Genomic DNA, 12,408 nt, shown 5'->3' on the forward strand with positions numbered 1-12,408 from the left:
AATAAAAGTAGGGTGGGCACTCCCCACTAACCTCATAATCAGCTTTTCAAATTCTCAGGGGGAGTGCCCACTGTCTAATAGCTGAAGTCCGTTAAAACGGACTGAAATACCCATCCAGAGCAATAAAAGTAGGGTGGGCACTCCCCACTAACCTCATAATCAGCTTTTCAAATTCTAAGGGGGAGTGCCCACCCTACATGAAATTGGTGCAAGTTATCAGTTAAAATGAACTGAAATACCCATCCAGAGTCGGTTTCAACCGACTTAAGCTGTGAGACAGGGATTTTAATCCCTGGCGGATTTTCGGGATTATTAACAATGTGCAAGCTCTAAATTAGAGCCAATTGTTAATTACTCTTAGTTGGGCGAAAAGGATTTAAGAAATTAATCAGAGAATAAAGTTCGCGAGATTGTACCCATAAACGTCCCCGCCCCCGGAAACGACAAACCAATCCTTCACCGCCTAAAATACCTGTTCTCAAACCTCGAAATGACAAACCACCTAACATCTCAACGTTATAATTTAAACTATCTTCAAAAGCAACAATATAACCAGTATCTACTACATAATCGCCCTCAACCGGAATTTCCACAATCCCACCATAGGAAGAAAACCAAATAGATCCCGTGCCCGTTGCCCGAATCAAAAATAACGATTCTCCACTAAAAAATCCCTTAAATCCTTGAAACTTAGTATCAATTTCCACAGTTGTACTAGATGCCACAAATCCAGCAGATTGAATCATCAAAGCATTACCTTTGAGATGATAATGCTGAATATCACCAGGCACACCAGGAGAAACATAAAGTTGTCCCGCTTTCCCTTCAGCAGTAAACTCACTCATAAATAATGACTCTCCACTCACCATCCTACCCAAACCTTTCATCAAGCCACCTTTCACCTTAGATGTCATCTTGATGCAAGAATCCATCGCCGCCATCGCCCCAGATTCAACTAATACAGTTTGATTCGCCTGCAAGCTAAGAATTAAGGAAGAGTATGCAGGAGCATGTTCGATTTGATAAGCAATTTCGTTACTCATTGTTGTTGGTTGTTGGTTATTGGTTATTGGTTATTTGTTATTTGTTATTAGTCTTATTCCCCATTGCCTACTCCCCACTCCCTACTCCCCACTCCCCCTCTTATCTAGGCGGTAATTTAGAACCCACAATAGAGCCAAAAGCACCAGGATTATGTGTTTGACAATAGACTTTACCCTCTCCCTTAAATCGACAAACAAATCCTTCTCCACCTAAAAAAGCCCCAATCCAGCTAGAGCCTGCCTTAGTAATTTCAAAAGTCAAACTTTTCTCAAAAGCCACAATATGCCCGGTATCAACAATATATTCACCATGGACAGGCACTTCATAAATAGCCCCAAAAGAATTTAACAATAGATATCCATAACCACTCATACTTAACCAAAAAATTGACTCACCAGAAAATAGAGACTTTATCCCTTGAAAACCCAAATCAATATCAACCCCTGACTCACTAGCCAGATAAGATGTAGCCTGAGCGACTAACTCTTTCCCCTTCATCTCATAAACCAACAAATCTCCCATAAATTTAGGAGCCAGAAATATCTCCGCCTCCGGTATTGACGAACGAAATACACTTAAAAATAGAGACTCCCCAGCCACCAACCGTTTTAATCCACCTAAAATCCCCCCACCTTTACCTTTTCGTAAAGTAGTACTAGCATTAATATGACCGCTCATCGCAATCATAGAGCCAGCCTGGGCGACTAACTCCTCATTCGCATCCAGAATAACACGCGCGATCGCACTATCAGGTTGATGCAAAAGTTCTATATTCATTTACCTCTCCTTTTGTTTTTGGTTGTTTGTTGTTTGTTATTTGTTGTTTGTTATTGCAAAATAGCTGAATAATTTGATCTAATCCCCTTATTGTAGAACAGGCATCCTGCCTGTTACATTAATTATAAATCTGACCAATAACCAATAACCAACAACCAACAACCAACAACCAACAACCAACAACTAATATAACTTTGGTCGTACATACTTAACCAAACCATCAATACTGCGAGACTGAAGATAAATATCTCCCGTACCCGTTAATCGATTAACAAATCCCTCTCCAGAAGTAACGGAACCCACCAAACCACCTGCTAACCCAATATTCATCTGAATTCCTGGTTCATAGGCGACTAAATGACCAGTATCTACCACAAATTCACTATTAATTCGTTTTTTAGTAATTCCGCCATAAGCACCAAAGAAAACCCTCCCATTACCGCTAACTTGAAGTTTAAAAAGTCCTTCTCCAGAAAACCAACTCTTCAAACCTGCCCAGCGAACACCTAAATTTACACCAGAAGTATGACAAATATAAGCACCTGGTTGAAAACAGAGGGTACTTCCTCGTAAGTCTACAGAGGCAATATCGCCAATGGTAGATTGGGTAAGGACTAAAGTTAAAGGTTGTTGGGTTGGGTTACTAAAGGTATTAACAAATAAGGATTCTCCCCCAAAGAATTTTTTTAATAATCCGGGAAAGAAGCCACCAGAAAATTGAGTTTTTATGGTAATTTTGCCATCCATACTAGTCATCGCCCCTGCCTCGGCAGTAATGCTGTCACCGGGATTGAGGGTAACGAAAATAGCGGCAAATGCTGGCTTATAGCGAATATCACATTTCACAGCCAAATCTCCTATAGATGGGGAATGGGGAGTGGGGGGACAAGGGAGACAAGGGAGCAGGGAGCTGAGGAGAGTTTTAATTCAAAACTCAAAACTCAAAACTCAAAACTCTCTCCCCCACTCCCTATTCTCGCACAGCGACTAAACTGCTGTGTCGCAGTAAGGGTTGAGTACTTTGCTCTCGTCCTCGGAATGCTCTGAATACCTCCATCGGCTTTAGGCTACCGCCTAACGCTAATATTGTATCGCGATCGCATCCCCATTTTCTCATCCTACTTCTTCAAAGCACTCAATACTCAAATAAATATGCGGGTAAATGCCATAACTTATCCCCCGAATGCTTCACTTCTACAGCAAATTTTTATCGGTTGTCATCATATTGCGGCTTGGCAAAAAACTCGATGCCATCGGTTTCAAGAAGTTGTTGGGGAGCATCCCGAGCAAGGAAGAAATGCAGGTTGTATTCTTGCTCCCCCCTTTGAATTGGGGGGCTGTTTCATTCTCAAATTTTACGACAGATTGAAATCTGTCGCTACACAGACAAAACCTGCCTTCGCAGGTTAGCAAGTTTTGCATTAGCTTATTAACAAATAAGTTGAACCGCCGAAGGGCGGTTTAGCCTGTGTAGCAACAGGTTTTAACCTGTTGCTGTGGGAGAATGAAACAGCCCTGCTTTGACAAGGGGGGCTGGGGGGTAAAAACTTTGTCAAAAAACGAGTATCTTTACCAAAGTGGGATGATCCCAGTTGTTGGGCTATGAGAAACATAGTAAGTTTTGACTATCTCTGAGCATTTGCTATTTTCTCAGAAGAAACCCACTCACAATGGAAACCAAAGGGAATTCGTTGAGGAATCATTACACGAGCAACAGGTTCCGCAGTGATATTCTGAGCATCCAAAACCAGCAATTCTGAGCGCTGTTGGACGGCATCATAAACATAGGTTAACACCCACCCGTCATCTTCAGCTTTACCATTTGGACGAGGTGCAAAAACACATTCACCACCAAAACGTCCCCGACCAAAATAAACAGATTGCGCCGTTTCTGCTTCTAAATCATATTTCTTGACTCCATCAAATAGGGGACGTTCCATATATAAGGCTCCTATTCCAGAATAAACATAACGCATTTTGCGTCCAACGAAGTTATCATTGATCCGGGGGAATTCAGCAACTTCATCGTCAAGCATTTCCTCTTTAACTTGACCAGTTGATAAATTAAACCGCCAACGATACAATTTCGTAAGTTCTGGTTTGATTTTTTCCAACAAAGCATCAGTACTAGCGAAATCAAGAGGATTTTCTTGTTCAGGGATAAACAGTTGCGTCCAATCCATGCGATAGGCAACTAAAATGACTTCCCCGCCTTCTTCGTAAGCATTGACAACGTGATAAACCATGCAGGTTGGCACAGTAAACCATTTGATTTCACCCCCATGTCGAGGAATAATGCCAAAACGGCTGGGTTTATTTCGTTCAAAAACCAGAGGAATTTTGCCCTGCATCACTCGCATAGGTTGAAGTGATAGAGGCATATCCATGAAAATGGTATATTTTTCAGTAATGGCGAAATCGTGCGTACTAATGGGATTCGGAATGTCAATGGGCATGGTTTTGACAATCCTTCCCTCTGGTGAGACGATGCCGTATTGGATGTAAGGCTTGGTTAGGGGTTGATAGCCAAAGAACATCATTTCCCCTGTTTGAGGATCGATTTTTGGGTGGGCACAGAAGGGAAAGGTCAATTGATTGTTGAAGGTATAAGCCCCAACTGTTTCTAAGTCAGGAACCCGGACTTCATGGGGTTCTCCTCCTTCCCACAAAGCGAGTAACCGTCCGTGATGCCACGCTAAAGCGGTGTTAGCAACATTTTTCATCATGATGCCGTAGGGTTCGTCGAACCGAGGGAGATTGAGTAATCCAGGCCAGATGGGTTTACCTTCTTTTTCTTCAATCTTAAAGCCTTCGGTACGGACATAACGGTTACGATAACTAGCTTTGCTGTTATTAATGTGTACTCCGTGAATCATGCCATCCCCATCAAACCAATGATACAAACCCAAAGGAGAAAAGCGGGGGTTTGGTCCAATTCGGAAAAACATCCCTGACAAATCTTCTGGTAGTTTGCCAATAACTTCTAGGTTATCCTGCGTGATTTCTTTCTGGACTGGGGCATAGTTTAGAGTTAAAAAGCGATTGGCTAATTCTTCTTTGACTTTGAGATCACATTGTGCGGCTGTGATTTTACTGAGAACCGCTTGGGGAACGCGAGCATAAGCGTAGCCTTTTTTGAGGTTTTTCTGAGCAGTTTCTGGGGAGTCTGGGGTATCAGAAGTGACTTTAGCCAGGAAATCAGGATCGAGGAAGATACTGGCTAACCGTTGCTGAAGAACGGTTTGGCGAGTATTTTTGTCGGCAAAAGCTGCTAAGAGTTCTTTTTCCCGTTCGTCTATTTCGTCATCGCTGGTGATTAAGTTTTCTAGAACTTCGTCTAGTGCCTCAAATTTTTGCGGACTGGGATTTTTGCCTAAATAAGTTTGTAGCCAATCAAAACATTGTTGGGGTTGTACTGGCTGGCTGTCTGATAATAAACCTTTAATCTCTGGATCTTCCGTCAATCCTTTTTGGGTGGCAACTTTGGATAAATATTCTTTTTCTCCGGGGGCGAGTACACCATCAAGCCAAGCTATGCCCATCAAGATTTTGAACAATTGCTTATTCTCTTGTAAAGATTTTTCTTGAACAGCAATTAAAGTCGCTTTGGGAATGGCTACATCAAAATTCTCGTTATTGCTGGCCTCATTACGAATATTCTTTTCACTGCTGTACAAAACTTGAGCAAGATCAGTTGTTTTGACAACGATATATAAATCTGGATTCCCTTCAAATTTTTCTAATGCACTTTTGAAGTTGGCTTCAGTGTAAGTAATTTCAAATTTGCCATCGCGATCAGTTTTGGTTTGCCCTAACTTATCGCTCTTGAGGAGATCTTTATCAAAGGCTTCGACAACTAAGCCACTAATCCCTATGCCATTTTCTGCGTCGTAAATTCGTCCTGTTACTTTAAATAACATGGTTATTCTCCACTGTTTTCTAAGTTTTTGTACATTATGCCAGTAAGTAAATTGATCAAATCCCACTATTTGTATATCAATCGTCCTTCAATCTGGCTGTTAAGATTCTGATGATTACCGAAATATTCTTCAAGAACATCCTGTGCTGATTTTGAAACCACCTTTGAGTCGCCTAATTCTTCATGGGTTATCCCTAATTTAGCTTGAGAATTCTGATACCGATAGCCATCCATACAGATGGTGTATTGACGATCTTCTTCTGGGGATTGTCCGTTAATAGTTAAAGATTCCAGCCGCTTCTCATGAGCGTTGTAAATAGCTTGAATACCTTTATTTACCTGGAAATACTCACCTTGACCTGGAGTTTTGTTTTCAGGTCTCATCATATATGTAAATATCTGGGTGAGATGTGCCCCGCTAACTTTAAACTTATAAAGAGTATCGTCATAAGGGAAAACTTTTTTGAGATCGCTCAATGTAACTAGCGGCCCTAATTCTTTTCCACGGATGGCACCACTCGCTACAAAAACAACATCCAAAGCATCAAGTTGGGCAAAAATATCAGTAATTAAGTTACCCAATTCAGTTTCTTCTTCACGTTTAGGATGGATTAGTTGACGTGCTAATCGTCCCACCAGCCGATTATACTTGCGATCGACCTCTTCTTTAAACGTAGCAATCAGGCTGGCGATATTGAGATCTGGTTCTGCTAAATTGCTATCTACAGGCAGGAGTTGCCATTTCCATTCCACAATGCTATTCGTATCATCATCTACCACAATATCGAACCGTCCAATTTGGTCCGTGCCAACTCCAGCCTGTGCAATCAAAATATTATTAACTTCCGCAGGTTGTTCTAAAAAGGTATGGGAATGTCCGCCAATTATCATATCCACCCCCAATTCTGGGTCCAGCATTGCTGCTAATTTTTTATCCTCTTCAAAACCGATGTGCGTCAGAATAACTGTTAGATCGATGTCATCATTTTTGTAGGCATTACAAATTTTGCTAATTTCTGCTGCGGCATCTTCAAGGTTGACAAACGTGCCAATACTCCGATCGCGTTTTAATGTTCTCAGAGCTTCTTCAGTCACAATCCCGATGAACATGATATCGAATCCATCTACATTCAGGATTAGATAAGGATTCATCAATCGTTTGTTATATTTTTTTATATACAGGTTGGCATTCACTATGGGAAAATTTGCCATCTTTTCCAAGAAGAGTAAATGAGGCAATCCATAATCTAATTCATGGTTCCCCAAAGTTACTACATCTGGAGCTAGGTAATTCATAATTTCCATGGTTGAAATACCTTTGTATTCGGTATCAATCATAGAACCCTGGAGCATATCACCAGAAATGACGAAGAGTACGTTTTTCTCTTCTTGACGAACTTTATTGATATATCCAGAAAGTAGCGACATTCCCCCGATAGCATGACCTTCTGCTATGCCAGATGCCTCGGCTAAAAAGTCTCCGTGCATATCATTTGAATGTAAAATTGTAAACTTTTTAAATTTCTCAGTGTTCATTGTATCTTACCTCTAATTATTTTTTAGTGAACCTTGTTTCTTGTTCCGTTAATTCAATTATTGAAATCTAATCAAGAAAGCAATTCTCGGGACTTAAACAACTTCCGAAAGTCTAATCTCAAATGCTATTTCTCAGCCCGAACCAATGTCTCATATTTTGGTATCCTCCGTCAACTATCCTGAAGGCGATCGCTTCCCTCGCCTTCGGTATCGCTATTCTGCTCCAGGAGGGAAGGATTTGAGTCCATTTCAACTCAGATCATCTTGCCTCAATCTCAATAACCTCCGGGTGGGCACTCCCCCCGGAGGTTATTTTAGGGTTTTCGAGTTATCTTCGGGAGTGCCCACCCTACAAAAAACAGTTTGTTGAGAATGGTGTAAGTTATGAGTTTCAACTGAGATCTTGCACCAATGAAACAGCCCTGGGGGATTAGGGGAGATCTTCATGGGAAAGAAAACACGCCCTAACCCCTAGCTCCTAGGCTGCTATCAAACCACTATGTCTTAATAATGCCTCGGTACTTGGTTCTCGTCCTCGGAATGCCTTGAATACTTCCATCGGGTGCAAACTTCCACCTAACGCTAGTACAGTATCGCGATAACGCTTCCCTGTAATTGCGATCGCATCCCCATTTTCTAATCCTACTTCTTCAAAGGCAGCAAAAGCATCTGCACTCAATACTTCTGCCCATTTGTAACTGTAATATCCCGCTGCATAGCCGCCAGCAAAGATATGTCCAAAGGCACATAAAAAGGCATCTTCTGGTAATGGTGGCAAGACTGTGGTAGTTTGAGCAAGGCGATGGCGCACGTCTGCTGCTGTTTCTTTCCCACCGGGTTGATAGCGGTGGTGAAGTTCGATATCAACTAAGCCAAAATGTAATTGGCGTAACATGCCACTACCACTCATGTAGTGCCGTGCGGCTAAGAGTTTTTGGTAATAATGTTCTGGTAAAGTTTCCCCGGTTTCGTAATGTTTTGCCATCCCCATTAATGTGGAACGATCGTAGCACCAATTTTCCATAAATTGGCTCGCTAATTCCACCGCATCCCATTCTATATTATTAATCCCGGCTGCCCCAGCATAATCTACTTTTGTCAGCATGTGTTGCAAACCGTGACCAAATTCGTGGAATAGGGTTTCCACATCATTAAATGTCATTAAACTGGGCTTCCCATCTACGGGCGGGGATTGGTTGCACACCAGATAGGCTACAGGTAAACGAGTATTGCTACTGCCATTTTCGCTAATTTTAGCCCTGCCAATACAATCATCCATCCACGCACCACCACGCTTTTCGGCTGGGCGACTGTAGGGATCTAAATAGAAATAGGCAATGGGATTTCCCGTCTCATCAGCTATTTGGAAATAACGGACATCTTCATGCCAAACTGGTGCTGTTCCATCTGCTGATGTAACTGTAATTCCTAATAGCCGTCTTACTAATCCAAATAATCCATCTAATACCTGGATCAGCGGAAAATAAGGACGTAATTCTTCGGCTGTGAAAGCAAACTTTTCTTCCTGCTGACGTTCGGACCAAAAGCTAATATCCCAATGCTTTAAATCGGTGACTGCGGATAGATTTTTACTGGCAGCAAATGCTTTCAATTCCTCTAAATCTTTCAGTGCTGCATCGTAACTAACAAGACGCAATTCTTCTTGTAACTTCTCCACCGCTTCCACATTGGGAGCCATTTTAGTAGCTAGGCTTAATTCAGCATAACTATTAAAACCCAATAACTTGGATTTTTCTTGTCGCAGTGCTAAAATCCGCTCAATCAGCGGATTATTATCTAAATCCCCACTACAAGCACGACTAATAAAGGCTTTGTAGAGTTTTTCCCGCAAATCACTACGGGTACTGTGCTGCATGAAAGGGACATAGCTAGGAAAATCTAAAGTAATTCGCCAAGGACCATTTTCGGGAGTAGCATTTTCTGCCCCTGCTTCTCTTGCTGCTTGGGCGGCTAAACTTTTTAAGCTAGGAGGTAAGCCATCTACTTCTGCTGGAGTAGTGAGGGTAAGGCTAAATGCCTTTGTTGCATCTAAGATATTGTTAGAGAATTTAGTCCCTACTTCCGCTAACTCCATCTGAATTTGATTAAAGCGATCGCAAACTTCCCCTGTCAATCCTACACCAGATAGTTCTGCATCTCGGATGGCGGCTTCCACAATTCGCTGTTGGGCTGGCTCAAAATTATGCCACTCATCGCTATCTCTGAGGGCTTTGAATGCTTTGTAGAAGGGTTGGCTTTGGCTGAGTTTATTGACAAATTCCACAATTTTCGGCTGGATCGCAGCGTGGGCTTCCCGCAATTCGGGACTATTTTTCACCCCCATCAAATGTCCGACTATGCCCCAGCTCCATCTGAGTCGTTCCCCCAATTTATCCAGGGGTTCGACTAAACCAGTCCAACTCGGTGTAACATTTGCCTCTAAGGTGGCTAAATCTTGCTCTAGTTCTGTTAGTAGTTGGATGACGGCGGGGACTACATCTTCGGTTTTGATCTTTTCAAAGGGGGGCAGCCCTTTCCCGATGAGTAAGGGATTCTGTGATAGAGTTGGGTAACTTTCTGGCTTAGGCATTAATCTATATCCTGTGAAAAGTTTAGTTTAGCTGAGATCTTGCACCATAGTATCAAATGAGTATTTGTTAAGTAAATTTAGCGAGTCTTTCCAATATACCAACTCAGGCAATACCAAATGCTAGCCAGCTCATTACTTTGCAGCAAACACCACTAGTGGAACCAGGAATACCAGCTAAAGCGCTATCAGCCGACTCACAGCAATTAGAAGTGCTATTAGCAGAATTGCCAGAAGAAACCTTTGCACCAGACGAATACGCATCACCTTGACTTGCGCGTTATTGGCTAACTAATTTTTCTCATAATACTTATTTTTGCCACACCAAATTTATAATTTATTTTAATTTCTGATTGTTGACTTCAGCTTCGGAGAGCTTGTCAGACTAACCAACTGACATACAGAGAAACCCAGTGTCTTGAAGACACCGGGTTTATGGGTTTCTGTGACGTGCTACATATAGATGTTTTGCCTAAGTCAAGTCAAGGCTACCTCTCGCTCATTAGGGAGTGGAAGTTGCCTTACGATCAGAAGTGGCCCTAGTCCGATTTGGAGAATTGATTAGGGACTCTTCGTAGCGGCGGGAGTCTTTTCACCAGCGGCGGGAGTCTTTTCACCAGCGGCGGGAGTCTTTTCACCACCCTTTTCATCCTTTTTACCACCGTCTGAACTTAGGGGAGTAGGAGTGGTGGTTTCTGCTGGGGTAGGAGTAGTTTCAGTAGAAGCGCCACCACCGTCGCCATCAGGCTTGGTTTCCGTGCCTCCACCGCATCCAGTAACCAATCCCAGAGTCAGGAGTGAAGCAATTGCAATTGAAGTAACCTGTTTGATGTTCATAGCGTTCCTTTTTTGATATAATCCGTTTCTGGTAGATAGAGACCCTTGCCGGGGTTCAAATGCTATTAAAGCCCATCAATGTGAATTTTGGTAAAAAAAAGTTTACCATTGTACGGAAATTATAAATTTTTTATTTTTTTATGGTGGTGAGAAACCCGAACATGGTATTTCTAGTCTTCCTCCTGAGTCAGGCTTAGGTGGGAAGCGGACGAGGATCTATAATTTTTGCCACATCCTGCACTCGATCCAACCGATGAGGTTTTATCACAATGTCTAATTCCCCGACAGGTTTGTTACTAGCTGAACCAAAGGCATCTTACCAAGTGGGTGGTAGTGGGAATGCCTGGGTGGAAGTGCTAGTGGATGTACCGGGGGGGAGGATACAAGATGATGGGGCAACAGAAGAAGAGCAGAAATTATATACCTATAGAGTCCCCGCTGAGTTAGATGTACAGCCTGGGGATATTTTAAGTGTACCCTTTGGAGCGCAGCAGATTGGCGCGATCGCAATTCGACTACTTGATGAACCACCCTCTGACTTGCCACTGGATAAAATTAGGGAAATTGAGGAGATTATTTACACTGGGTTTTTTCCCAGTTTCTATTGGCAGCTTTTAGAACAAGTTGCGCAGTATTATTGCACGCCCTTAATTGCGGCGATTAGAATTGCCCTGCCACCAGGATTACTTTTGCGATCGCAGCGTCGGATTCGCCTGAATCGCGCTAAAATACCCCAAGATGCCCAACCCTTCCTTAAATCAACTACTCTACAACTACTAAAATTGCTCCAAACTAATCCTGATGGCGACTATAGTTGGCAATATCTCCAACGTCAGGTAAAAGGAGCTAACTGGGGATTGCGAGATTTACTAAAACGGGGTTGGGTAGAGAGTTATTTGGAACACCCAAAACCCGCACGTCCCAAACTGAAACAAGCTGTTACTCTAGTAGCAGATAGACTGGATATTGAACTGACACCAAAGCAACAGGAAGTTTTAGATGTACTCCGTCGTCATGGCGGCGATTTGTGGCTAAGTGAGTTATTACAAATTTGTCATGTCAGCGCTTCAATAGTCAAAACTTTGGAAAAGAAAGGTTATGTGGTAATTGAGGATAGGGAAATCTTGCGCACCGCTGCCCAACCAACCATAGGAGCAGATTGTCCCAAAGACTTGACAAAAGCACAAAATTCTGCATTAGAAACAATTACCAGTTTAGATAGTTTTACCCAAGTGCTGCTCCATGGGGTAACAGGTTCCGGAAAAACTGAGGTTTACTTACAAGCCATTGCACCTATTTTAGAACAAGGAAAGTCAGCCCTAGTACTAGTACCAGAAATTGGACTAACACCTCAATTAACTGACCGTTTCCGCGCCCGTTTTGGTAATAAAGTGAACGTATATCATAGCGCCCTTTCTGGAGGGGAACGCTACGATACTTGGCGACAAATGTTAGGAGGAGAAGCCCAAGTTGTTATCGGCACTCGTTCCGCCATATTTGCCCCTTTGCCCAAACTAGGTTTAATTATCTTAGACGAAGAACACGACTCCAGTTTCAAACAAGATCAACCCGCCCCAACTTATCATGCTCGTACTGTAGCCCAATGGCGTGCCGAATTAGAAAATTGTCCGCTAATTTTAGGTTCCGCTACTCCTTCTTTGGAAAGTTGGGTAAGTATTAGAGAAGGGGAGAGAAGGGGGGATGGGAG

At 42.5% G+C, this 12,408-nt stretch carries 10 protein-coding genes and 1 pseudogene; 3 read left to right on the top strand and 8 right to left on the bottom strand.

The features are described 5' to 3' along the window. Nucleotides 1-347: 347 nt before the first annotated feature. From NJ959_RS16030 to NJ959_RS16045, 4 genes and pseudogenes are all read right to left on the bottom strand, one after another. The gene (locus tag NJ959_RS16030; RefSeq protein WP_254012741.1) at nt 348-1,043 is read right to left on the bottom strand and encodes a TIGR00266 family protein; all 696 of its coding nucleotides are present in this window, start codon (nt 1,041-1,043) and stop codon (nt 348-350) included. Between the two features lie 100 nt (nt 1,044-1,143). Then, nucleotides 1,144-1,821, bottom strand: coding sequence for a TIGR00266 family protein (locus NJ959_RS16035; protein WP_254012742.1), 678 nt, complete (start codon nt 1,819-1,821; stop codon nt 1,144-1,146). 183 nt (nt 1,822-2,004) lie between these two features. Then, a complete protein-coding gene (locus NJ959_RS16040; RefSeq protein WP_254012743.1) occupies nt 2,005-2,667 on the bottom strand; it encodes a TIGR00266 family protein in 663 nt (220 codons plus the stop codon). A gap of 124 nt (nt 2,668-2,791) precedes the next feature. Next, nucleotides 2,792-2,917 (bottom strand): annotated as a pseudogene (locus NJ959_RS16045) (M3 family metallopeptidase); the annotation flags it as partial. 56 nt (nt 2,918-2,973) lie between these two features. Between NJ959_RS16045 and NJ959_RS16050 the strand changes: the two are divergent. Then, entirely contained in the window at nt 2,974-3,231 is a 258-nt protein-coding gene (locus NJ959_RS16050; RefSeq protein ID WP_254012745.1) for a hypothetical protein, read from the top strand. A gap of 215 nt (nt 3,232-3,446) precedes the next feature. Here the strand turns inward: NJ959_RS16050 and NJ959_RS16055 are convergent, their stop codons facing one another. The 3 genes from NJ959_RS16055 to NJ959_RS16065 all read right to left on the bottom strand — a co-directional run bounded on the left by NJ959_RS16055 (nt 3,447) and on the right by NJ959_RS16065 (nt 9,866). Further along, nucleotides 3,447-5,741: a carotenoid oxygenase family protein gene (locus tag NJ959_RS16055; protein ID WP_254012746.1), complete on the bottom strand. Its 2,295-nt coding sequence runs from the start codon at nt 5,739-5,741 to the stop codon at nt 3,447-3,449. A gap of 65 nt (nt 5,742-5,806) precedes the next feature. Continuing rightward, nucleotides 5,807-7,276 (bottom strand): bifunctional metallophosphatase/5'-nucleotidase, encoded by a 1,470-nt coding sequence (locus NJ959_RS16060; protein WP_254012747.1) that lies wholly within the window; start codon nt 7,274-7,276, stop codon nt 5,807-5,809. A gap of 478 nt (nt 7,277-7,754) precedes the next feature. After that, nucleotides 7,755-9,866 (bottom strand): M3 family metallopeptidase, encoded by a 2,112-nt coding sequence (locus NJ959_RS16065; RefSeq protein WP_254012748.1) that lies wholly within the window; start codon nt 9,864-9,866, stop codon nt 7,755-7,757. Between the two features lie 137 nt (nt 9,867-10,003). Between NJ959_RS16065 and NJ959_RS30200 the strand changes: the two genes are divergently transcribed. Then, on the top strand, nt 10,004-10,135 hold the full coding sequence (locus NJ959_RS30200; RefSeq protein WP_256529279.1) for a hypothetical protein: 132 nt from the start codon (nt 10,004-10,006) through the stop codon (nt 10,133-10,135). Between the two features lie 289 nt (nt 10,136-10,424). On the opposite strand, the gene NJ959_RS16070 is transcribed toward NJ959_RS30200, so the two are convergent. Next, nucleotides 10,425-10,700, bottom strand: a complete 276-nt coding sequence (locus tag NJ959_RS16070; protein WP_254012749.1) for a hypothetical protein — start codon at nt 10,698-10,700, stop codon at nt 10,425-10,427. Nucleotides 10,701-10,969: 269 nt separating this feature from the next. On the opposite strand from NJ959_RS16070, the gene priA reads away from it, so the two are divergent. Beyond that, nucleotides 10,970-12,408, top strand: a 1,439-nt coding sequence (gene priA / locus NJ959_RS16075) for a replication restart helicase PriA (RefSeq protein WP_254012750.1), incomplete at its 3' end; no start/stop codon positions are given.

Origin of the sequence: Limnofasciculus baicalensis BBK-W-15 (assembly GCF_024178385.1) — a bacterium.
Taxonomy (GTDB): Bacteria; Cyanobacteriota; Cyanobacteriia; order Cyanobacteriales; family Coleofasciculaceae; genus Limnofasciculus; species Limnofasciculus baicalensis.